This window comes from Janthinobacterium violaceinigrum (assembly GCF_009208555.1).
Lineage (GTDB): Bacteria > Pseudomonadota > Gammaproteobacteria > Burkholderiales > Burkholderiaceae_D > Janthinobacterium > Janthinobacterium violaceinigrum.
The window spans coordinates 38,800-60,949 of the sequence record NZ_WFLI01000027.1 but is presented as its reverse complement, the minus strand read 5'-3'; the positions used below and the strand labels follow the sequence as shown (position 1 = coordinate 60,949).

Below are 22,150 nucleotides of genomic sequence, written 5' to 3'. Positions count from 1 at the left end.
GCTAGCGCAAACGGCAGCGGGCGGCAAGCGGCCATACTGACCGCTCCGATGTCTTCTCCGCAGCGCCATGAGCAAACTCATCGACATTCCCCTGAGCCAGTGGAACGCCAGCGGCAGCGCCGCGCAGCAGGCGGTGGCGCTGCAGGCGCTCGAAGACGGGCAAGTCGTGCTGCTGCCCCGCCTGGGCTTTTCCCTGCAACAGGAAGAACACGCTCTGCTGAACGGCGCGGCAGGCAGCGCCAAGAACATCAGCTGGGAACCGGCGCGCGGCGTGCGCGGCCATGGAACGGCCTACGACGGGGCCTTGCTGGCCGCGCTGATGCAGCGCTATGCGCGGCACACGGCGCACTTGCTGGCCGGCTTGCTGCCGGGCTACGCTCCCCATCTGCAGCAAGGCAAGGGCAGCTTTCGGCCCGTGGAAATCGCCGGCCGGGTGACATCCTGGCGCAAGGACGATACGCGCCTGCATGTCGACAGCTTCCCCTCCTCGCCCACGCAGGGCCGGCGCATCCTGCGCGTGTTCACCAACATCCATCCGCGCGGCGCGCCCCGCGTGTGGAAACTGGGCGCGCCATTCGACCAGGTGGCGCAGCGATTCCTGCCCGCGGCAAAGCGTCCGCGGCCCGTGCTGGCGGCCTTGCTGCAATGGCTGCACGTGACCAAATCGCGGCGCACGCCCTACGACCACTACATGCTGCAGCTGCACGACGCCATGAAGGCCGACCTCGGTTACCAGGCACAGGTGGAACAGCACACCCATGCATTCGCGCCGGGCCAGACGTGGATCGTGTTCAGCGACGCGGTCTCGCACGCGGCCCTGCGGGGACAGCATGCGCTGGAGCAAACCTGGCTGCTGCCCGTGCGTGCCATGGCCGCCCCCGGCAAGTCGCCGCTGGCCATCCTCGAGCGCCAGTTGAAACGTCCGCTGACCTAGCCTAGCCTAGCCTGGCCAGACACCAGGCCCGGCAAAGCCTGGCCCGGGCAACCGGACTCAGGCCGGCAAGCGGGCCGCCTTGAAGCGCCGCCAGGCCTTGTGCATGCGGCCATCGGCGCCCTGCGACTGCGCGCGCGCCGCCAGGTAGCCGCGGATGAAGGCCGCGTGCAGCCGCAGCCCATCCTGGCCCGCCAGATCGGCCTGGGCATCCGGCAATTGCTGCAGCAGCCGGTCCGCCACTTGCACGTCGTTGAGCCAGCCCAGTTCATCCTGCAAGTCAGACAAGCGTCCCACATACGGTTTCACGGCGCGGGCGGCAAACAGCGAGGCAAAGAATTCCGTCGCGTAACGCGTCTTCTTGGCCGCGATGCGCACCTGGTGGCGCTGTTGCGGCGTGGCATGCAGCAGGCGCTTGCCGCGCTTCATCAGGCGGCGCTGGTCCTGGCGCAAGGTGGCGTGGGCAAACGGGGAGACGTGCGCGTCCAGGCGCCGCAGCTGGCGCATCGAGCAGCTGTCTCGCCAGGCGCGCGCCTGCAGCCAGCGCTGCAAGCCCAGCATGCACGCCGTGTAGCGCGCCGAGGTGACGGCTTGCGCGGCCTGGGCATGCTTGACGCGTGCCTGCTCGTGCGCCGCCTGCGCCAGCGCTGCCGCATCCGCTTGCGCCCCGCCATCGAGCTTGGCCAGCGTACTGCCTGCGAGCACATCCCAGTCGCGCGCCTCGCCCAACGCGCCGCCCAGCCAGTCGAGTTCGTTCTTCAAGGCGTCCGGCAGCGCCAGCAGGGACTTGAACATGCCCAGTGCCGAGCGCAGGCGGCGCAGACCCACGCGCATCTGGTGCACGCTTTCCACGTCCTCGCCCGCCGCCACGCCATCCTGGTTGCCGCCCACCTGTTCCAGGCAATTGCCGGCGATGGCCAGGAACACCTGCTCCACCGACATTGCCGCATCCAGCGCCAGGGGCTGCGCCTTGACGGCGTGCCGCGGCGGCACCGTTTGCGATGCGGCCAGGGCCAGGCGGTAGCCCCGTTCCGCCTTGCTCAGGTGGCCCAGCTGCAGCGGCACGTCCTGCAGCAGGGCCAGCGCCACGTCGAACAGGCTGGCCGCCTGCCCCTCCTTCAATTCCAGTTCGATCTCGCTGATGGCCACGCTGCGCGCAGCGCCATGCGTGCCATGCGTGCCATTCGCGCCCGGTTCGCCGCACTCGATCACCCCCTGGTCCAGCACGCATTCAACCTGGTCGCCCTGCGGCGTGCGCAGCTGCCATACGGTGCGTTCGATGCGCGTGGTAAACACGGGTTGCAAGGCGGCGCGGACATCGTCCTGGCGCAGCAGCGCGCGGATCGGCTGCTTGCGGCCGATGGCCGCGTCGAGCGCGTCGAGGTCCGCCTGCGGCCCCGCGACGTCGCCTTCCCATTCGTGACGGCTGTGCAGGCCGCCGCTGACATTGCCGCCCGCCTTCAGCGTCTGCACCCAGCGCCCTTCCACCTGGCGCACGCGCAAGCCCGCCTGGTGGCGGCACAGCTGCAAATCGGGCGTATCGACATATATATCGTGCATCTGCAGCACCTGCGGCGCCGCTTGCGCATACTGCGCCAGCAGGGGGTGCGCGCGCAGGCGCGGCGCATCTTGCGGCTCCAGCAACAATTTCAATTCGATTTCCATGACCGCTCCTTGCGAGACTCCTCAACGCCTATTGTAAGGCGCGTCCCGTCGCGCGCAAGGAGCACGCACGCACACCTTGATTTTGCGCGAAAATAGGCGATTCATTCAACCAGGAGATGCCATGACCTACCACGCCGCCGACAACCGCTACGACACCATGCAATACCGCACGTGCGGGCGCAGCGGGCTGAAACTGCCGCTGCTGTCCCTGGGACTGTGGCACAACTTTGGCGACAGCAACAATCTGGCCTCGCAGCGCGACATGCTGCGCACGGCCTTCGACCTGGGCATCACGCATTTCGACCTGGCAAACAACTACGGCCCGCCCTATGGCAGCGCGGAAAGCAATTTCGGCAAGCTGCTGCGCGACGATTTCCTGCCCTACCGCGATGAACTGATCATTTCCACCAAGGCAGGCTGGGACATGTGGCCGGGCCCGTACGGCCAGGGCGGCGGCTCGCGCAAATACGTGCTGGCCAGCCTGGACCAGAGCTTGCAGCGCCTGGGCCTCGATTACGTCGACATCTTTTACTCGCACCGCTACGACGCCGACACGCCGCTGGAAGAAACCATGGGCGCGCTGGCGACCGCCGTGCAGCAAGGCAAGGCGCTGTATGTGGGCCTGTCCTCGTATTCGCCGCAAAAGACGGCCGAGGCGGCCGCCCTGCTGAAGGAATGGAAGGTGCCGTGCCTGATCCACCAGCCAGCCTACAACATGCTCAACCGCTGGATCGAGGAAGATGGCTTGCTCGATACCCTGCAGCAAGAAGGCATCGGCTGCATCACGTTTACAGCGCTGGCGCAGGGCTTGCTCAGCGATAAATACCTGGACGGCGTGCCGCAGGATGCGCGCGTCAACCGTCCCGGCGGCGGTTCGCTGCTGCAAAAACACCTGAGCGCGGAAAACCTGGCCCGCGTGCGCGCGCTGAACCAGATCGCCGCGCAGCGGGGCCAGACCCTGGCGCAGATGGCGCTGGCCTGGGTGCTGCGCGATGCGCGCGTCACCTCGACCCTGATCGGCGCCAGCAGCAGCGCGCAAATCCGCGAAAACGTGGCCGCATTGCAGCAGTTGACGTTCACGGCAGAAGAACTGGCCGCCATCGACGTGCAGGCGCGCGAAGGCGATATCAATCTGTGGGCTGGCCCATCGCGGGCGACCTGATCTTCCGCCCCGCCCTGCGCTTGTGGAGGCGGCAGCCAGACATTACACTGCCGGCCCCATAAGACAGCAACTTGCCACAAGGCCCCATGAAAGCGTTCCCCGCCATTACCCTATGCCTGCTGCTCTGCACTGCCAACGTGCACGCGGCCAATTATTGCGACTCGCCGCAACGCTCGATCGTGCATAACAAGAGCTACGACGAGGTCATGAAGATCGCCACGAAGCGCGACAAGATCCGCGACGCTGAGTGCAGCTTTACCGACGTGATCCTCAGAATCCAGAACCAGGAGGCGGGCATCGAGCGCTATCCGGGAATTCTGCTCATCGCCGATGCGCAGGATGAGCGCTTCATCGTCACCAGCCGCGTGGGCGCCTACACCATCTTCAGCTACCGCTATAACGACCAGCGCCTGCTGCAGTTTGCCATGAAGGATCACAGCTGGGAGGAAGGAGAGGAGTTTCAGGCAGGCGCCTACAAGATTACCGGCATCAAGGAATTCAAGACCACCACCGGCTTCCCCACCCGGTTGCTGGTAGTGCAGACCTTTCAGTTTTATGGCCCGAAGTAAGACCACTGCGAAGTCCAGCGCAAAGGCCAGTGCGCAGCTTGCCGCATGCCTGCCGCGCCATGCGCGTGAACCGTTCCCGTCAGGGTGCGGGACGTGGCAGCAACGCGCATAGCTCGTGCGCCACCTGCCAGCGCCGCTCGGGCGTGGCGAATGCACCCACGTCCACCTGCGCGCCGCCAGCGCCGATATCCTTGATGTGTATCAACTGGCCCCGCCAGCGCGGCACCACGACGCGCGTGCGCCACGGAGAAAAGTGGTGGCGCCGGCAGCGGCCGGCGCTGACCTGTTCGATGATCAGCTCGCCGTCGCGCAGGGCGATGTCTTCATAGTCGCGCGCGTGGCGCAGGTAATGCAGCAGGGCGATGGCCACCAGGCCCAGTTCTGCGAAGGAAAAGACGGGAATGTACCAGAAGCCGCGCAGCGCAAAGACGGCGGCGATGGCCGTGGAAAACAGGCATAGCACGCCATACGCGCGCAGCAGCTGGCGCGCCGTCAAGGCACTGTGGCGCGTGAACCGCCATTGCGGCTGTTCGCGCGAACTATCGCGTGGCATGGCGCCTCCCGCAACATCGCATCGGCCCTCACGGGCACACCCCAAGGCCAACCCGTCCTGCCGTCCGGCGCGGCCAGCCATGCCGCCGCGCCCCGCGTACGGCCGTCATGGCCGCCCGAAGGCGCACGGCCCGCTGGCAGCCTCAGCTGCCCAGATGCACGAGCGCGTGACCCAGGTGCTGCCACCAGTGATCGCGCGACTTCACCTGTTTCAGGCACGACATGTCGATTTCCGTGGGAAACACGCGATCCTGGCACGCCTTCGTTTCCAGCGCATGACGCTGGTTTTCCGCGGCCGTCAGGGCCACGACCAGCCAGAACACCAGCGCCAGCAACACCACCAGCGCACTCCAGGCCAGGTGGTTGGTGTTACTTTTTTCGCCAAAAAACTCGCGCGGCCGCGTCTCGCGGTACATCGACATCAAGTCTTTTTCTTTCTCTTCCGACATCTGCATCTGCATCCTGTGACATCCTATCCTGAGCCGGCCGGCTGGCCATGGCGGCGCGCACGCCCCCTTGTCCGCATTTTACGCTGATGGCGCAGGAGAGGCAGCAATTCGTGGCCGGCAGCCGCGATCAGGGGCGCGCCGCCGGCGCCTGCGGCTTGCCATCTCCATCGTCAGCGGGCGATACGGGCGACAGGCGCTCCACATGATCGACATCGATATCGCCGCCATCGGGCGCCGTGTTGTGGGGCTCCACGCCGGCCCGGTCGCCCGTGCCCGCCGCATCGCTGTCGTTGTCGAGCTCTTCCGCATCCTGGCCCGGCACGCCCTGCATGTCGCTGCCGCTGTCGGAACTGTCGCTGGGACCGAGCGCCCCCTTGCCATGGCCGCTGCCGAGCACGCGGTCGGAGGTGACGGGCAAATTATCCGGATCGAGTGAACTGCTGCTCATGGTTGACTCCCGTTAATAAAAAAACCAGTTTACTCCCATGGCCTGGCCGGCGGCGCACGCCTGCGCGGTATTTTCCCCGGGGAAAATGCGGCATCGCACAAATATTTTCAAATATTACTTCACAAATGTAATATTCATTGCTATAGTTAATTCAAGTAAGCATCTTCTCATCCAGAAACTGCTTCATCGACGCCCTGGCGCCCACCAGCGCCAGGCCGTCGAACCGACCGGTACGTGGCGAGCCGGCCCATCCACCCAGCCATCATGCACATATTGGAGTCTTATCATGCAAGCCAAATCACTCATCGCAGCATTGTTTGCCATCACCACCGCCACGTCGGCTTTCGCCCAAAGCGCCGCGCCTGCCGCTGCCAGCCAGCAACTCACGCGCGAGCAAGTCACGGCCGAATACATCCGTGCCCGCAACGCCGGCGAAATCGCCACCAGCGAAGCCGATTACCCGAAAACGCCGGCCACCGCCGCCAGCAACGTGACGCGCGAACAAGTCATGGCCGAGTTCTACGCCGCCCGCAAGGCTGGCCAGATCCCGCAAACGGAAGCGGACTTTGATGTTGCGCAAACGACCAAGCATGTCGTGCAATAAGAAACCAGTCAGCCGGTTTCAGTAAGGCAGTAACACCTCAGTTGCGGCGCAGCACTCGGGCCACTCCCGAAGCTCACCGCGGCGAGCTGTGATGTTCCAGCAGCACCCCCAACACCTCTTTCCCCGGAGTCCCTGCATGTCCCTGCACCGCCGTTTGCTTGCTGCCAGCCTGATCCTTGCCTTGAGCGCTTGCGCCGACATGGGCCATATCGCGCCGCAATCGGCCATGCTCGACGCCAATGCGCTGCAAGCGAGCAAGGCCATGGATGCCGCCGCCAGCGCCGCCATCCAATGGCCGCGCACGCAATGGTGGCAAGACTTGCACGACCCCCAATTGAACCGCTTGATGGAGCAGGCGCTGGCCGACAGCCCCACCCTGCGCGGCGCCCAGGCGCGCGTGCGCCAGGCCGAAGCGCTGGCCGGCGCGGCCGAAGACAAGACCCGCCCGCAAGCCGACGCAGCCGTCTCCATCAACCGCGAACTGTATTCGCAGCACGGCAGCACGCCGGCGCCGCTGGCCGGCAATTACGCGTGGCGCAACCAGGCCACCGTCACGGCCTCGTACGACCTGGACCTGTGGGGCCGCAACCGCGCCGCCCTGTCCGCCGCCCTGGGCGACGTGCAGATGGCGTCGGCCGAATCGCAGATGGCCCGCCTGGCGCTGGAAACGGCGCTGGTGCGCACCTACATCCAGTTGTCGTATGAATTCCAGCTGCAGGACGTGATCGAGGGCAGCCTGGCGCAGCGCGCCCGCATCCTCGACATCACGCGCCAGCGCAAGGCGGCCGGCATCGGCACCGATATCGACGTGGCGCAGATCGAAACCACCCTGCCCGCGGGCCGGCGCCAGCTGGAACAGTCGGCCGAGTCGCTGGCCCTGCTGCGCAACCAGCTGGCGGCCCTGTCGGGCAAGGGTCCGGCAGCGGGCGCGGCGCTCACGCGCCCCGTGCTGCGCCTGGACCAGCCGCTGGCCATTCCCGCCGCCCTGCCGGCCGACCTGATCGGCCGCCGTCCCGACATCGCCGCCCAGCGCTGGCGAGTGGAAGCGGCGGCGCAGCGCATCGATGCGGCCAAGGCCGAGTTCTACCCGAACGTCAACCTGGTGGCCTTTGCGGGCTTCCAGGCCTTCGGCTTCAGCCATTTTCTGGATGCCAACTCGGAGATCCGCGGCGCCTCGCCCGCGCTGAGCCTGCCCATCTTTGCCGGCGCCCGCCTGCGCGCCCAGCTGGGCAGCCAGACGGCCCTCTACGACGGCGCCGTGGAGCAATACAACGCCACCGTCATCAACGCCATGTCCGAGGTGGCCAACGCCGTCACCAAGGCCCAGTCGCTGGAAAAGCAGCACCAGCTGACCGTGCAGGCGCTGGCCACGGCGCAACGCGCGCGCGACCTGGCGGAAAAAGCCTACAAGGCGGGCATGAGCGACGCCATCAACATGCTCAACACGCAAGTGGCGCTGCTGGCGGAACAGCAACAGCAGGCGCAGAATGGGGCACGCGAACTGGATCTGTACGTTTCCTTGATGAATGCATTGGGAGGCGGCATCTAGACTCGCGTTGCCTTAGCTCAACAAGATACAATCGGAACTTTATTGACACATGAAGGAATATGACATGACCGCTTTTGACGCCACCTCCAAGCGGCTGCAAAACATCCGCACGCGCATGCCAGGCTTCCCCATGGAACTGATGCGCCTGTTGCGCATGACGTACCACATTCAAAAAGGCATGAAGGACCTGACCAATGCCGCGCTGAAAAAGCACGACCTGGTCGATGCCAGCTACATGGTGCTGGCCGTGCTGTACGGCACGGACGACGAAACCTCGAACGCCTGCACCCTGGGCATGGCCTGCCACGAAAAGCCCGCCAACCTGACGCGCGTGTGCAACGACCTGGAAACGCGGGGCCTGATCCACCGCGGCACGCGCCCCGGCGACCGCCGCTCCGTGATGATTTCGCTGACCGACAAGGGCCGCGCGCTGATCGAAACGGCACTGCCCGACGTGTACCAGGAAACCTCGGCCCTGTACGAGGGCTTTACGGAAGAAGAGCTGCAAGTGCTGGACAAGCTGTACGTGCGCCAGCTGCGCAACTTGAACAATCTCAACAACCAGAACTGATAGCCTATCGATGACGCCAGCCACAGCACCAAAATCACTACACGGCCCCCTGACCCGGGCGGCCCGCTGGCTGGCGCTGGCGCTGCAGGACTGGCGCACGACGGAAGGCGAACGCTGGATCTACGTCGGCAGGACCCTCATCGCGTCGTTCTGCGCCCTGTGGCTGGCCTACCGCCTGGGACTCGATTCGCCCAGCACGGCGATGACCACCACCATCATCCTGGCCCTGCCCAGCAGCGGCATGGTGCTGGAAAAAAGCTTTTACCGCCTGTGCGGCACCCTGCTGGGATGCACGGCCGCGCTGACCCTGATCGGCCTGTTCCCGCAGCAGCCCGTGCTGCTGTTCGCCGGCCTGGCCCTGTGGGTGGGCCTGTGCACGAGCGGCTCGGCCCTGCACCGCAACGCCCAGTCCTATGTGTACGTGCTGGCCGGCTATACGGCCTGCATGATCGTGCTGCCCGCCATCGAGCAGCCGACGCAGGTGTTTTCGCTGGCCGTCACGCGCGTGGCCGAAGTGGGCCTGGGCATCATCTGCTCGGCCGCCGTCTCCAGCGTGCTGCTGCCGCGCCACCAGGGCACGCAGGTGATGCGCACGGTGCAGGCCCGCTACGGCAAGTTCCTCGCCTTCTGCCAGGACGTGCTGCAGCAAAAGCTCACGCCGGCGCAGGTGGAGCTGACGCATTTGCAGTTCGCCGCCGACGTGGCGGCGCTGGAGCTGGGCCGCTCGGCCGCCCTGTTTGAAGTGACCAGCAAGGTGGGCCACGTGCGCGCGCAGAACCGCAAGCTGCACGCCTTCAATGCCACCTTCATGACGGCGCTGACCACCTTCTATACCTTCCACCGCCTGTTCGACCGCCTCCAGCGCGATGGCGAGACGCAGGTCATGCAGGCGTGCGCGCCCCTGTACGCCATCGTTGCCGAAGCGCTGCAGACGACGCCGTCGCAAGACTCGCTCGACACCATGCAGCAGCATCTGCAAACGGCGCTGGCGCAGGCCCGCGCGGAGATCGACGGCGCCGCCATCGCGCATGCGCAGCGCATCGATTTCGATACCGTGTGCGAGCTGCTGGAACGCTTCGCGCGCGACATGAGCCGCTTTCACGAAGTGTATTTCAGCCTCGCCCACGACACCCCGCTGGACATCAGCACGCCGCAGGCCTACGCGCCGAAGACGCCGCCCGCGCTGGTGCTGGCCAGCGGCGCGCGCGCCGGCATCAGCCTGGCCCTGCTGGCCCTGGGCGCGTACTTCCTGGCCTGGCCCTACGCCGGCACGGCCATGCTGATGGCAGCCGTGTTCTGCGCGCTGGCCTCGTCCTCGCCCCGTCCCATCATGATGGTCCGCCAGGTGCTGACGGGCTTCCTCGTCGCCATGCCCCTGTCGCTCGTGTGCGTGTATTTCGTGCTGGTGCACGGCGACGGCTTTCCCATGCTGGTGCTCAGTTTTGCGCCCTTCCTGGCCGTGGGCCTGTACCTGATGACCAATCCCGCCAAGCTGGGCGTGGGCCTGGGCGTGTCGACCTTCATCACGCAGATGGCGCCAACCAACCTGATGCATGTCGATGGCGCGGCTTTTCTCAACACGGGCATGGCGCTGATCGTCGGCCTGATGCTGGCCGCCCTCGTGTTTGCCGTGCTGCTGCCCGAGCACACCATGGGCCACAGGGACCATGTGGGCCCGGCCCTGTGGCGCGAGGCGCTGCACGCGTGCACGGCGCCCGTGCGCAGGGTCAAGCACCGCTTCGACAACCGCGTGCGCGACCTGCTCAGCCAGCTCAACGCGGCGGCCGGACCGGCGCCGGGCGAAGCCACGCGCGCCGTCGTGCGCCAGGCCCTCACCCTGCTGGAAATCGGCCATTCCGTGATCGGGCTGCGCGAACTGATCGCCAGCGCCCGCCCCAGCGCTGCGCGCGACGCCCTGCGGCACTGCGTGGACGGCGTCGCCGCCTGGCTGCGCACGCGCGCCGACGCGCAGCTGCAGGCCGCCCTGGCCGCCACCCTGCAGGCGGGTGCCGTGGTGCGCGCGGCCCAAGCCGCCAGCGACACGCCGCCCGAGCGGGACGTGCGCCTGCAGACGGCGCTGGCCGACCTGCATTCGATCTACACCTCATTACTCGACCAAATGGCGCCCGGCGCCGGAGACCACCATGCCCCGTGAATTCGCCCTGTTCGGCATACTGATTCCCACCCTGCTGCCCCTGTTCATTCTCAGCATCGGCCTGCAGACCCTGCTCGACCGCGTGCTGGGCTGGCTGGGCGTGTACCGCATGGTGTGGCACCCGTCGCTGGCGCGGCTGTGCATCTTCATCGCCATCTTCGGCGCGCTGGCGCTCTCGCTGTACAAATAAAAAAACTGTTCAATCTGATCAAGGAAGGGCTGCCGACATGGTAACCAAACTGACCCGCTATGCCATCACCTTGCTGCTCCTGGCCGCAGCCCTCTGGATAGGCAAGACCGTCTGGGACCGCTACATGGAATCGCCATGGACGCGCGACGGCCGCATCAAGGCCGATATCGTCAACATCAGCGCCGACGTGGCCGGCACCGTCACGGACGTGCTGGTGCGCGACAACCAGGTGGTGCAGAAGGGCGACGTGCTGTTCGTCGTCGACCGGGAGCGCTATGCGAGCGCGCTGGCGCAGGCCGACGCCGTGCTGGCCACGCAAAGGACGGAGCAGGGACGCCGCGGCAAGGAAGCGCAGCGCCGCGCCAATCTCGACGCCAGCATCATCTCCACGGAAAGCCGCGAAAGCGCCGCGTTTGCCGCCAGCTCGGCCTCGTCGCAAGTGCAGGCGGCGCTGGCCGCCCGCGCGCTGGCGCAGTTAAACCTGGAACGCACCACCGTGCGCGCGCCCGTCAGCGGCTACGTGACGAACCTGAACGTGCACAAGGGCGATTTTGCCGCCGTCGGCGCGGCCAAGCTGGCCGTCATCGACAGCGCCTCGTACTACGTGGTCGGCTACTTCGAAGAGACCAAGCTGGGCATGCTGGCGCAGGACGACAAGGCGGAAATGAATTTGATGAGCGGCGGCACCCTGCACGGCCACATCGAAAGCATCGCGCGCGGCATCACCGACCGCGACGCCGCCACGGGCCGCGAACTGCTGGCCGACGTCAATCCCACCTTCAACTGGGTGCGCCTGGCGCAGCGCGTGCCCGTGCGCATCCACATCGACGAGCAGCCGAAGGGACAGCTGCTGGTGGCCGGCACCACATGCACCGTGGTGATCACGCCCCATTCCGCTGCCCCTGCATCGCCCGCGCCGGCAGCCAAGCCGGCCGCCGCGCATCCCGCATGAGCCGTAGCGGCGGCGCGGGACGCCTGGCGGAAATCTCCGTGTTCCTCGACGCCGCGGCGCTGGGCAGCTTTTCCGCCGCCGGCCGCAAGCACGGCCTGTCGCCGGCCGCCGCCAGCGCCGCCATCGCGCGCCTGGAAGCGTCGCTGGGCGCCACCCTGTTCGAACGCACGACGCGCCAGCTGCGCCTGACGGAAGAAGGCCAGCACTACCGCCATTACAGCGAGCAGGCGCTGGACTTGCTGGCGCAGGCGGAAGACGGCTTGCAGACGGGCGGCGACGCCGTGCGCGGCGTGGTGCGCATCTCGGCGCCGTCCGACATCGGCCGCCAGCTGCTGCTGCCCATGCTCGACCGCTTTGCCGCGCTGCACCCGCAGGTGCGCCATGCGCTGACCCTGAGCGACGCCACGGCCAACCTGGTGCAGGACGACATCGACCTGGCCATCCGCTACGGCGAGCTGCCCGACAGCGACATGGTGGCGCGCCTGCTGCATGCGGGCCGGCGCGTCGTGTGCGTATCTCCCGCGCTGGCCGCCAGGGTGGGATTGCCGGCCGCGCCGGGCGACCTGGCGCGGCTGCCCACCCTGGTGCTGACGGGGAACGACGGCGCGCCGCAGGAGTGGCGCTACCGCGAGGATGGCAAGCGCCGCAGCCTGCGCCTGCAGGGGGCCTGGCACAGCAACGATGGCGAAATCATCCGCCGCTGGGCCGTGGCCGGCCATGGCTATGCCTACAAATCCCTGCTCGACATCGGCGACGACCTGCGCGCGGGACGCCTGCACACGGTGCTCGACGAGTACTTCGGCGACAGCGTTCCCCTGAACCTGCTGTACCGGCGCAGCCGCTTCCAGCCGCCCCGCATCGCCCTGCTGGTCGACTTCCTGCTGCAGCAGTTCGCATCCCTGCCGGCGCAGCGCTAGCCGGCCGCCGTCAAGGCGCCAGCACGCCCAGCTGGCGCAGCAGGGTCAGATTGTCTTCCAGGTGCCAGTTGTCGCTGATGCGTCCCTGCGCATCGACCTGGTACAGGTCGAACGCATGGAAGTCGATGGCCTGTCCCTGGCCGCGCAACTCGCCCTGCGGCGTGGGGAAGACGCCCGTGAAGCGGCCCGTGAAATGCAGGCGCAGGCTGACCCGGTTTCCCGCCACCAGCATCTCCTCGATGGCCACCTGCAAGTCAGGCACGGCCGCGTGAAACACTTGCGACGCCTGCAGCGGGCCAGCCAGTCCCTGCGGACGGCCGGCGGGCAAGGTGCGGTCGATAAAATCATCGGCCAGCGCCAGCCGCGCCAGGGCGGGATCGCCGCTCTGCCAGAAGGCGGCATAGCGGCGCGCCGCCAGCGCCACCCTGTCCGTGGCGGCGGCGCCGGCCAGGTGGGCCGGCATTGGCAGGTGCGTGGCGGATTGGGCGGGCGCGGCGGCCAGCAGGGACAGGGCCAGGATGGCGGGAGCAAGAACAGGTGCGGGCATAATGAATCCAGGTGGGTTGATCGGCGTGCCTGCTGCATGGGGCACCCCGCCATTCTGGACGCGCTTGCCCTGCCTGATAATTGGCCCCGCGCTTGAATCAGCTGCTTGCAGCAGTTGAAAATGCGTTGAAAATGCGTTGAAAATCAGCGGCCGCCCGCCACGTCGAGGAGGCTGCCCGTCACATAGCTCGCCCCCGGCCCCAGCAGGTACAGGATGGCGTCGGCGATTTCCTCGGGCTGGCCGCCCCGCTGCATGGGCACGCCGGACGCCAGGCGCGCCACCCTGCCCGGCTCGCCGCCCGAAGCGTGGATGTCCGTGTAGATGATGCCGGGCCGCACGCCGTTGACGCGGATGCCTTCGGCCGCCACTTCCTTCGCCAGGCCCAGGGTCAAGGTATCGACGGCGCCCTTCGAGGCCGCGTAGTCGATGTATTCGCCCGGGGAGCCCAGGCGCGCGGCCGCCGACGAGACGTTCACGATGCGCCCGCCGTGCCCCCCATTTGCCGTCGACATGCGCCGCACGGCCTGCTGGCAGCACAGGAAATAGCTGATCACGTTGGTGCGCAGCACGCGCTCGAGGCGCTGCACGGAAATATCGGCGAGCCGGCATTTCTGCTCCAGCACGCCCACATTGTTGACCAGCGCCGTGAGCGTTCCCAGGCGCGCATCGACTTCGCCGAACAGGCGCTGCACGTCGGCTTCCACGCCCACGTCGGCCTGCACGGCGATCGCTTCGCCGCCCTCGGAGGCGATGCGCGCGCACAGCGCCTCCGCCGCCTGCACGTCGCGCACATAGTTGACGCAGACGGCATAGCCCTGGCGCGCCGCCAGCAGGGCCGTCGCCGCGCCGATGCCGCGGCTGCCGCCCGTAATCAAGATCACTTCCTTCATCGTCCCTCCTGGATGGTTGTGGCTTCATCATACGCGGACGAAAAAAAACCCGCGCGCGGCGGGTTTTTCCTGCAGGCGCATTCAGTTCCTGAAATGCGTCATGGCATACGTCAGGTGCTGCCACCAGTGTTCGCGCGACTGCACGGACGCCAGGCATTTCGCGTCGACCTCGTTCTTGAACGCGGGGTCCACGCAAGCCTTGCTGACCAGCGCATTGCGCTGGTTTTCCACGTTGACGACGGCAATCGCCAGCCAGGCCACGAGGGCCAGGGCCAGCGCGCACAAAGTCCAGGGCAGCTGTTTCATGGGGTTCTCCGCTTACTTCTTCGCTGGCGCAGGGGCGCGCTCTTTCAGGACGCGCGCCACCAGGTCATCCATCACGCGCAGGGTCGCTGCCTGGGTCTGCGGTTCGGACTGGCCCGGACGGGACAGCTGCGCCGGCGACGTCACGAAGCGGCCATCGATGACGATGGTCGGCGCGCTGTCGATCTTGCTGGCGGCGATCAGCTGCTCATTGCGTTTCAGCTTGGTCTGCACGCCGAACGAATTGAACATGTCCAGGTATTTCGCCTTGTCGATGCCGTTCTTCACGAGCAGGTCGAGGATGGCGTCATCGCGGTTCAGGCGGTTGCGCTCGACGTGGATGGCGCGGAAGATCTTGTCGTGGAACTGGTCCAGCTGGCCCATCGCCTCCAGCGTGGCGTAGGCATGCGCCTGCGGATCCTTCGGGCCGGAGAAGGCCAGGTGGATGCGGCGGAAGGCGATCTTGTCGCCCTGCTTCTTGACCCAGTCGTGCATCAGCGGATCGAGCGCATAGCAATGCGGGCAGGAATACATGAAGTACTCCACCACTTCCACCTTCTTGCCCGTGTCCGTGCGCACTGGCGAGGGAAGCGTGGTAAAGCCGGTATCGGCCGCCATGGCGCCGCCGGTGGCTGCTACCAGGGTGACGGCGGCGAGCAGGGGACGCAAGAAACGCAGAAAACGCATAATAATCCTTCATCATAAAGTGGTCGTGAACGGGGCGAGATTACCACTTTTTCGTGCGTTCCACCGGGTCGCAGGCAGAAAAAAGGCGCGTTTCCCGGCACGGTTTGCGCCCGATTAAGCCGCTCTTAAGCGCCGGCGCCGGCCCGCGCCATGCGCGCCTCAGAAATGGTAGCGCGCCGACACGCGCAGCTGGCGCGCATCCTTGAGGTAGATGCTGGAGCGGCAGCCCGGCGCGTCGCCGTAATGGCGGCGGTTGGCCAGGTTGCTGCCGGCCAGTTCCAGCTCCCAGGCGCCCAGCTTGCGCACGTAGCGCCCGTCCACGGTGGCGAACGCGGGCACTTGCGCCAGGCAGCTGTTGTCGAAATCCTGGCCATAGCGCAGGGCGCGCAGCCATTGCACGCCCACGTCGGCACTGGCGCCGGCCTGCCCCGTCCAGTACAGGCGCAGGCTGGCCAGGGTCTTGGGCACGAGGGCGATGTCCGGGCCGTCGTACGCGTAATCGTCGTAGCGCGCATGCACTTGCCTCAGCTGCCCGTCGAGGCGCCAGTCGCGCGCCAGCGCCATGCTCGCTTCGATGGCGATGCCGTCGCGGCGCGAAGGGTCGAGATTGCCCGCAAAACCCAGCTGGCCCAGGCTCTGATCGAAGACGATCTGGTTGCTCAGGCGCTCGCTGAAGATGCGCACGGAGGCGCTGCGCACCGCGTCGCCGAAGGTGGCGCCCACCTCCGTTTCGCGCCGCAGCTGCCCCGCCAGGGGACGGTAGCCGGCGCGGGTATAGCCGTCGTCGTCGATGCGGTAGCTGCGCCCCGTCTTGGCGTACACGCTCAGTTGGGGCCGCAGCTGCAAGCTGCCCTGCACGTCCCAGGCGTTCTGGTTTTCCCAGTCGCTGCCGCCGGCGGGCAGGTCGGCCGGATCGAGCTGGAACTGTTCATGCCGCAGGCCCAGCAGCAGGCGCGGCGCATACGCGCCGCTGAAGGCCAGCTCTTCGCGCAGCAGCAGCGCGCGCGAATACTGGCGACGCTGGCCATCGCCATCGCGGCCCGGCGCCGCGCGGCCCGAGCGCCGCTCCCACTGCATCAGGTCCAGGCCCACTTCCGTGTCCGTGCCCACGCTGCCCACCTTGCCGTAATGGCGCACGCGGGACGCCAGTTGCCGGCGGCGGCTGCTGTATGTCGATTCGCTGCTACCGTCCTCGCCCGCATAGCGGGCCGTGGCGTGCTTTTCCCGCTGCGACAGTTCCACGCCCAGCTCGAAATTGCCCACATAGCGCTGCACAAAGGCGCTGGCGCGCCGCACTTCGTAGCGGTACAGGTCTTCCGGGCGGGCCGCCAGCAGGGCCAGGAACGGCGCCTCGGGCGCCGGATAGCGGGTGTCCTGGTTCAGCTGGTCGGCACTGAAGCCGAAGCGCCCCTGCCGCCCCTTCCATTCCGCGCCGCCGCTGAAGCCGTGTTGGTGAAACACGCTGCCATCGCGGTAATTGCCGTTGCGCTGCCCGTCGATGGCCACGTCGAGCGACATGCCGCCCTGATCGTGCGTCAGGGCGCCGCGCACGCTGTGCTGGCCGCCCTGCCCCAGTTCCGTGGAAAAGTCGCCATGCGTGACGCCCGCCACGGGGCCGCCCTGCTGCGCCCCTGCCTGCACGGACGGCGGCACCGGCGGTGCGGCTTCCTGCGCGTGCGCCGGCATGGCCAGGGCGCACAGCAGCAAGGTGCGCGTGGCGATGGTCAGGACGGGAGAGGCAGGCATCATGGCGGAAAGCTGGCTGCGCCACCGCGGCGCGGACGCACGGTAGCGGGACGGAGGGATGGCAAAAGCGAATCATTATACGCACGGCGCGCGGCGCCGCAAGCAACAGCCCGATGGCACTTTCCTTATGCCAATTTTTTATTGGTGATTTGGCATTTTTGTAGGTATATTAAGATGCGCCCGGCGATCCCGGGCGCAGCCGACTGCATTTAAAAATCAACAATAAGAAGTCACTGTGGGAGTCACGCATGGAAAGTCGCAGCACAACGCGCCGGGGGCCGCCAAGTCCCCGCGGCACGCGCCGCAGCATTGGTTTTTTCCCCATCTCGGGCAAGCTCAAAGCCCTCTCCATCGCCGCCATGCTGCTGGCCGGACTGGCCCTGCAGGCGGACCTGTTCGCCCAGCCGGGCCAGGGCAGGCAGGCCAGCGCGGCCATCCCGCTGGCACCGGCCGCCGACAGCATCGCGCTGGCCTCGCCGCACGCGGCGGCTGTCAGCACGCCCAGCGCCAGCAATGCCTGGGGCGGTGCGCGCACGGGTGCGCAAGCGACCCTGTCGGACCGCGTGGTCGATTACCGGATCGAAGCGACGCTCGATCCCGTCAAGCACACGATCGACGGCCAGCAGAAACTGCGCTGGCGCAACCGCAGCGCGCAAGCCGTCAGCAGCGTGTACCTGCACCTGTACCTGAATGCGTTCGAAGGCGAGCATTCGACCTTCTTTACCGAGAAGCGCAAGCTCGATACGGGCTTCCGTTCGGGCGTCGCCACGCGCGACGGCGAGTGGGGCTACATCGAACTGCGCAGCATGACGCAGAACGGCGCCAAGGCGCCCTGGCATTTCGTCCAGCCGGACAACGGCCCGGCCACCGACCGCACGGTCGTGCGCGTCGACTTGCCGCAGGCCGTCGCGCCAGGTGCCGAGACGACGCTCGACATCCGCTTCTTCGACCAGCTGCCGCGCGTCATCGCGCGCACCGGCCATTTCGGCAGCTTCCACCTGGTGGGCCAGTGGTTCCCCAAGATCGCCGTGCTGGAACTGCCCGGCGAACGGGGCGCCACCGCGCCGCGCTGGAACGCGCATGAATTCCACCTGAACTCGGAGTTCTACGCCGATTTCGGCAACTACGACGTGAAGCTGACCGTGCCCAAGGAGTACACGGTGGGCGCCACGGGCGAGCTGCAGGGCGCGCCGCAGGAAAAGAACGGCATGCTCACGCATCACTATGTACAGGGCGACGTGCACGATTTCGCCTGGACGGCCGACAAGCGCAGCGCCCAGCCCCTGCTGGGCAGCTGGAACGGTCCTGGCAGCCCGCCCGTGGCCATCAAGGTGCTGTACCCGCCCGAGTACGCGTCCAACGCGGCGCCCGCGCTGCAGGCGGCCAAGGACTCGCTCACGTATTTCTCGCGCACCCTGGGCCCGTATCCGTACAAGACCCTGACGGTGGTGATTCCGCCGTTTAATGCGGCCGAAGCGGGCGGCATGGAATACCCGACCTTCATCACGGCCTCGAGCTACGCCAACCTGCAGCCGAAGACCATTCCCGAATTCGGCCTCGATTTCGTCACCATCCACGAATTCGGCCATGGCTATTTCTACGGCATCCTGGCCTCGAACGAGTTCGAGGAACCCCTCCTCGACGAAGGCTTGAACGAGTACTGGGACCAGCGCATGCTGCGCGCGCGCGGCCAGGATATCCACGCTACCACGCCCCTGCTCAAGCGCCTGGGCTTCGATCCCGCGTTCAAGGTCTTCGAATTCGAACGCCTGGCCGCACCGCGCCAGGATGCGGCCGACCCGCTGGGCCAGAATGCGTGGGACCGCCTGCAGGGCGTGGGTCCCGTCTACAGCCGCACGGCCGTCACCATGCGCGACCTGGAAGCGCGCATCGGCAGCGAAGCCATGGAACGGGGCTTCAAGGCGTATTACGAACAGTGGAAATTCCGCCACCCCAGCGTGGCCGACCTGCGCGAAGCGCTGGCCGAGGCGACGGGCCAGCGCCGCATCGTGGAACAGGTCTTCGCGCAGCAGGTCTATGCCAGCGCGAACATCGACGACCGCATCGGCACCTTCACCAGCGAAGAGCAGACGCCGCTGGCCGGCACGACGCTGGTCGACGGCAAGCGCGTGGAACGCACGGCCGATGCGCTGGAAAAAGAGGAGAAAAAAGTGCGCGAGGCATGGGACAAGGCGCACCCGGACGCCAAGCCCGGCATGGGCCCCTATCCCTACCTGACCAGCGTGGTCCTGCGCCGCCGCGGCGCGCCCGTGCCGCAGGTGCTGCTGGTGAAATTTGCCGACGGCAGTTCCGAACGCGTGGTGTGGGATAACGAGCAGCTGTGGCAGCGCTACATCTGGAGCAAGCCCGTGAAGGCCGTTTCGGCCGAACTCGATCCCGACCGCGTGCACTACCTCGACGTCAACAAGCTCGATGACAGCCGCACCCTGAAGGCCGATACCTCGGCCGCGCGGCGCTGGAGCCTCGACCTCGCCGCCGTCTTCCAATACCTCCTTTCCCTGATTGCCACCGTATGAGCGCCACTTCCACGACACGGGCCAGCGGCCTGACCCTGACCACGCGCGCCAGCCGCGCCGCCCTGCAATGGCGCTTGCTGCTGCTGTGGGCGGGCCTGCTGCTGATCCCCGCCATCGTTGCCGTCATTCCCCTCTGGCGCACCCTGAGCGCCAGCCTCGATAACGCCGTGCATGCGGCCGCCCTGGCGCACCGGCTCGACCTGATGACCCTGGCCGACCTGGTGGCCAACACGGGACGCAACGGCGCCGCCATCAGCCAGGCCGCCATCGCCGGCATCGTCCTCACCTTGCTGCTGTCGCCGCTGCTGAGCGGCCTGGTGGTCACGGCCGCGCGCGCGCCCGCGCCACCGGGTTTCGGTCCCCTGCTGACGGGCGCCTTCAGCGAATACGGCCGCATGCTGCGCATGCTGCTGTGGAGCATCGTACCGCTGGGCGTGGCGCTGGCGATCGGCGCCGGCGCGCTGAAACTGGCCGACAAGCACGCGGCAAAGGCCATCCTGGAAGCGGACGCCGACCTGGCCCGCCACCTGGCCTTGCTGCTCACGGGCCTGCTGTTCCTGCTGGCCTGCGCCACCCTCGACGCCGGCCGCGCGGCGCTGGCCGTCGACCGGCGCCGCACGTCGGCCGTCAAGGCCTGGTGGCGGGGACTGGGCATGCTGCGCCGGCGTCCGCTGGCCAGCCTGGCCATCTACCTCGTCATCACCTTGCTGGGACTGGCGCTGTACGCGCTGCTGGGCGTGGCGCGCCTGAATCTGGCCGCGCCCGGCCCGCTGGCCATCGTGGCCGGCCTGCTGGCGACGCAGCTGGCCGCGCTGGTGCTGGCGTGGATGCGCAGCGCGCGCCTGTTCGCGCTGATCGACGTCAGGCGCTCGCTAATCTAGTCAAGCCCCCAGGCGCCCTTCATCGGCGAGGAAGTCGATGAAGGTGCGCACTTTCGACGACAGGTAGCGGCGGCTCGTGTACACGGCGTACACCTTGCCGCCCGCCAGCCGGTAGCCGTCGAACAGGCGCACCAGCCGCCCCGCCGCCAGGTCCGCATCCGTCTGCCATGACGGCAGCAGCGCGATGCCCATGCCGTCGAGCGCGGCCGCGTGCAGCAGGCTTTCGTTATTGCATTGCAGGACGGGCGAGAACTTCACCGTCTCGCGTCCCTGCGGCCCGTCGAAGTCCAGCTCATTTCCATTCGACAGCAAGGAATAGCTGATCATGGCGTGCTGCGCCAGGTCTTGCGGCAGGTGCGGATGGCCCGCGCGCGCCAGGTAGGCGGGCGCGGCCACCAGGTGAAAGGCGATGCTGCCGACGGGCCGCGCGATCAGCGCCGGCGACGGCGACTGGCTCACGCGCAGGGCCAGGTCGAAGCCCTCTTCCACCAGATTGACCACCCTGCCGCTCAAGTCGATGTCGAACGTCACTTCCGGAAAGCGTTCGCGGTAGGCGGCCAGGGTGCGCGTGAAGATGGCGTTGGCGAACCAGACGGGTGCGCTCAGGCGCAGCATGCCGCGCGGCACCACCGTCGTGCGGCCCACGGTCGCTTCCACCTCGTCGAGATTGTCGAGCATGTCGCGGCACTGTTCAAAATACACCTTGCCGATTTCCGTCAGGCTCAGGTGGCGGCTGCTGCGGTTCAACAGGCGTGCGCCCAGATGGCGCTCCAGGTGCATCACATGCTTGCTGACCATGGCCGGCGACAGATCGAGGCGCTCGCTGGCGCGCACGAAACTGTCCAGCTCCACCACTGCGCGAAACACGCGCATGCTGCGCAAGGTATCCATGGACGCTCCGATCATCAACAAAATGGAAATGATATATCAATAATTGCGATCTTGATCAACTCACTGCACATGACTATCATGGTTCCATCGTTAGCCATTCCTCCAGGAGCCGCCATGCAAGAGCACACCTTCCCCACGTATTTCCTGTCGCACGGCGGCGGCCCGTGGCCGTTCATGAAAGACCAGTTCGGCGGCCGCTACGACGTGCTCGAAGCGTCGCTGCAGGATATTCCGCGCCAGATCGGTGCGCGCCCGAAAGCCGTGCTGGTCGTCACGGCGCACTGGGAAGGGCCGCAATTTCTCGTCTCGGCCAGCCCCCGGCCGGGCATGATCTACGATTATTCGGGCTTTCCGCCGCACACCTATCAAATCCAGTACCCGGCGCCGGGCGCGCCGGATCTGGCGGCGCAGGTCAAACAGTTGCTCGACGCGGCAGGCCATCCGGCCCGCCTCGACCACGAGCGGGGCTTCGACCACGGCACCTTCAGCGCCCTGTTCCCCATCTACCCGCAGGCGGACGTGCCGCTGGTGCAACTGTCGCTCAAGCACGGCTACGATCCGCTCACGCACGTCGAGGTGGGCCGCGCGCTGGCCGGCTTGCGCCGGCAGGGCGTGCTGATCGTCGGCAGCGGCCTGTCCTATCACAACCTGCGCCAGTTCGGCCAGGCGGGCGCCGTCGCCTCGCACCAGTTCGACGCCTGGCTGCGCCAGGCCATGGCTCTGCCGCCGCAGCAGCGGCTGGAACAGTTGCTGGCCTGGGACCGGGCACCGGGCGCGCGCCAGGCCCATCCGCAGGAAGACCACCTGCTGCCGCTGATGGTGGCGCTGGGCGCGGCGGAGCAGGAAGCGGCGCACGTGGTGTACCACGAGGAAGATTTCTTTGGTGCGCTGGCGGTGACCAGTTTCAGGTTTGGGGGTATGGGGTCAGACCCTCAACACCGCTAACGGCTGGCT

23 protein-coding genes are annotated in these 22,150 nt (G+C 67.1%); 13 read left to right on the top strand and 10 right to left on the bottom strand.

The window, feature by feature from the left end; all coding sequences use genetic code 11:
• Positions 1 to 67 precede the first annotated feature (67 nt).
• Positions 68 to 934: a Kdo hydroxylase family protein gene (locus tag GCN75_RS20535; protein ID WP_152284057.1), complete on the top strand. Its 867-nt coding sequence runs from the start codon at positions 68 to 70 to the stop codon at positions 932 to 934.
• 57 nt (positions 935 to 991) lie between these two features.
• On the opposite strand, the gene GCN75_RS20530 is transcribed toward GCN75_RS20535, so the two are convergent.
• The gene (locus tag GCN75_RS20530; protein ID WP_152284056.1) at positions 992 to 2,596 is read right to left on the bottom strand and encodes a CYTH and CHAD domain-containing protein; all 1,605 of its coding nucleotides are present in this window, start codon (positions 2,594 to 2,596) and stop codon (positions 992 to 994) included.
• Between the two features lie 121 nt (positions 2,597 to 2,717).
• Between GCN75_RS20530 and mgrA the strand changes: the two genes are divergently transcribed.
• Positions 2,718 to 3,758, top strand: a complete 1,041-nt coding sequence (gene mgrA / locus GCN75_RS20525) for an L-glyceraldehyde 3-phosphate reductase (RefSeq protein WP_152284055.1) — start codon at positions 2,718 to 2,720, stop codon at positions 3,756 to 3,758.
• 86 nt (positions 3,759 to 3,844) lie between these two features.
• Positions 3,845 to 4,327, top strand: coding sequence for a hypothetical protein (locus GCN75_RS20520; RefSeq protein ID WP_152284054.1), 483 nt, complete (start codon positions 3,845 to 3,847; stop codon positions 4,325 to 4,327).
• 79 nt (positions 4,328 to 4,406) lie between these two features.
• Here GCN75_RS20520 and GCN75_RS20515 read toward each other — a convergent pair whose 3' ends face one another.
• From GCN75_RS20515 to GCN75_RS20505, 3 genes are all read right to left on the bottom strand, one after another.
• Entirely contained in the window at positions 4,407 to 4,880 is a 474-nt protein-coding gene (locus GCN75_RS20515; protein WP_193317582.1) for a DUF2244 domain-containing protein, read from the bottom strand.
• Positions 4,881 to 5,022: 142 nt separating this feature from the next.
• A complete protein-coding gene (locus GCN75_RS20510; RefSeq protein ID WP_152284052.1) occupies positions 5,023 to 5,340 on the bottom strand; it encodes a hypothetical protein in 318 nt (105 codons plus the stop codon).
• A gap of 115 nt (positions 5,341 to 5,455) precedes the next feature.
• A complete protein-coding gene (locus GCN75_RS20505) occupies positions 5,456 to 5,776 on the bottom strand; it encodes a hypothetical protein (RefSeq protein ID WP_152284051.1) in 321 nt (106 codons plus the stop codon).
• A 286-nt stretch (positions 5,777 to 6,062) separates the two neighbouring features.
• Between GCN75_RS20505 and GCN75_RS29260 the strand changes: the two genes are divergently transcribed.
• The 7 genes from GCN75_RS29260 (at position 6,063) to GCN75_RS20470 (ending at position 12,714) form a co-directional block, all read left to right on the top strand.
• Positions 6,063 to 6,380, top strand: coding sequence for a DUF4148 domain-containing protein (locus GCN75_RS29260; RefSeq protein ID WP_193317581.1), 318 nt, complete (start codon positions 6,063 to 6,065; stop codon positions 6,378 to 6,380).
• Between the two features lie 136 nt (positions 6,381 to 6,516).
• Positions 6,517 to 7,929 (top strand): efflux transporter outer membrane subunit, encoded by a 1,413-nt coding sequence (locus tag GCN75_RS20495; protein WP_152259112.1) that lies wholly within the window; start codon positions 6,517 to 6,519, stop codon positions 7,927 to 7,929.
• 64 nt (positions 7,930 to 7,993) lie between these two features.
• Positions 7,994 to 8,500 carry a MarR family winged helix-turn-helix transcriptional regulator gene (locus GCN75_RS20490; RefSeq protein WP_152259113.1) on the top strand — a complete coding sequence of 169 codons (507 nt, stop codon included), beginning with the start codon at positions 7,994 to 7,996 and terminating at the stop codon, positions 8,498 to 8,500.
• 10 nt (positions 8,501 to 8,510) lie between these two features.
• Complete coding sequence (locus GCN75_RS20485; RefSeq protein ID WP_226941492.1) at positions 8,511 to 10,655, top strand: FUSC family protein; 2,145 nt, start codon at positions 8,511 to 8,513, stop codon at positions 10,653 to 10,655.
• Positions 10,645 to 10,845 carry a DUF1656 domain-containing protein gene (locus tag GCN75_RS20480; RefSeq protein WP_070224633.1) on the top strand — a complete coding sequence of 67 codons (201 nt, stop codon included), beginning with the start codon at positions 10,645 to 10,647 and terminating at the stop codon, positions 10,843 to 10,845. The genes GCN75_RS20485 and GCN75_RS20480 overlap by 11 nt, the downstream gene beginning before the upstream one ends.
• A 37-nt stretch (positions 10,846 to 10,882) precedes the next feature.
• A complete protein-coding gene (locus tag GCN75_RS20475) occupies positions 10,883 to 11,797 on the top strand; it encodes an efflux RND transporter periplasmic adaptor subunit (protein ID WP_152284049.1) in 915 nt (304 codons plus the stop codon).
• Positions 11,794 to 12,714 (top strand): LysR substrate-binding domain-containing protein, encoded by a 921-nt coding sequence (locus GCN75_RS20470; RefSeq protein WP_152284048.1) that lies wholly within the window; start codon positions 11,794 to 11,796, stop codon positions 12,712 to 12,714. The genes GCN75_RS20475 and GCN75_RS20470 overlap by 4 nt, the downstream gene beginning before the upstream one ends.
• Before the next feature lie 10 nt (positions 12,715 to 12,724).
• Here GCN75_RS20470 and GCN75_RS20465 read toward each other — a convergent pair whose 3' ends face one another.
• From GCN75_RS20465 to GCN75_RS20445, 5 genes are all read right to left on the bottom strand, one after another.
• Positions 12,725 to 13,261 carry an ester cyclase gene (locus GCN75_RS20465; RefSeq protein WP_152284047.1) on the bottom strand — a complete coding sequence of 179 codons (537 nt, stop codon included), beginning with the start codon at positions 13,259 to 13,261 and terminating at the stop codon, positions 12,725 to 12,727.
• Positions 13,262 to 13,404: 143 nt separating this feature from the next.
• On the bottom strand, positions 13,405 to 14,151 hold the full coding sequence (locus tag GCN75_RS20460) for an SDR family oxidoreductase (RefSeq protein WP_152284046.1): 747 nt from the start codon (positions 14,149 to 14,151) through the stop codon (positions 13,405 to 13,407).
• 81 nt (positions 14,152 to 14,232) lie between these two features.
• Positions 14,233 to 14,457 carry a hypothetical protein gene (locus GCN75_RS20455; RefSeq protein WP_152284045.1) on the bottom strand — a complete coding sequence of 75 codons (225 nt, stop codon included), beginning with the start codon at positions 14,455 to 14,457 and terminating at the stop codon, positions 14,233 to 14,235.
• A gap of 12 nt (positions 14,458 to 14,469) precedes the next feature.
• Complete coding sequence (locus GCN75_RS20450) at positions 14,470 to 15,141, bottom strand: thiol:disulfide interchange protein DsbA/DsbL (RefSeq protein ID WP_152258134.1); 672 nt, start codon at positions 15,139 to 15,141, stop codon at positions 14,470 to 14,472.
• Between the two features lie 159 nt (positions 15,142 to 15,300).
• Positions 15,301 to 16,890, bottom strand: a complete 1,590-nt coding sequence (locus tag GCN75_RS20445; RefSeq protein WP_152284044.1) for a TonB-dependent receptor — start codon at positions 16,888 to 16,890, stop codon at positions 15,301 to 15,303.
• 245 nt (positions 16,891 to 17,135) lie between these two features.
• Here GCN75_RS20445 and GCN75_RS20440 point away from each other — a divergent pair, with 245 nt between their 5' ends.
• Together GCN75_RS20440 and GCN75_RS20435 are read left to right on the top strand one after the other, a co-directional pair.
• Positions 17,136 to 19,424, top strand: a complete 2,289-nt coding sequence (locus tag GCN75_RS20440) for a M1 family metallopeptidase (protein ID WP_226941491.1) — start codon at positions 17,136 to 17,138, stop codon at positions 19,422 to 19,424.
• On the top strand, positions 19,421 to 20,305 hold the full coding sequence (locus GCN75_RS20435) for a hypothetical protein (protein WP_152284043.1): 885 nt from the start codon (positions 19,421 to 19,423) through the stop codon (positions 20,303 to 20,305). Before GCN75_RS20440 ends, GCN75_RS20435 begins: the two co-directional genes overlap by 4 nt.
• Here the strand turns inward: GCN75_RS20435 and GCN75_RS20430 are convergent, their stop codons facing one another.
• Positions 20,306 to 21,196 carry a LysR family transcriptional regulator gene (locus GCN75_RS20430; protein WP_152284042.1) on the bottom strand — a complete coding sequence of 297 codons (891 nt, stop codon included), beginning with the start codon at positions 21,194 to 21,196 and terminating at the stop codon, positions 20,306 to 20,308.
• Positions 21,197 to 21,310: 114 nt separating this feature from the next.
• On the opposite strand from GCN75_RS20430, the gene GCN75_RS20425 reads away from it, so the two are divergent.
• A complete protein-coding gene (locus GCN75_RS20425; RefSeq protein ID WP_152284041.1) occupies positions 21,311 to 22,141 on the top strand; it encodes a DODA-type extradiol aromatic ring-opening family dioxygenase in 831 nt (276 codons plus the stop codon).
• Positions 22,142 to 22,150 lie beyond the last annotated feature (9 nt).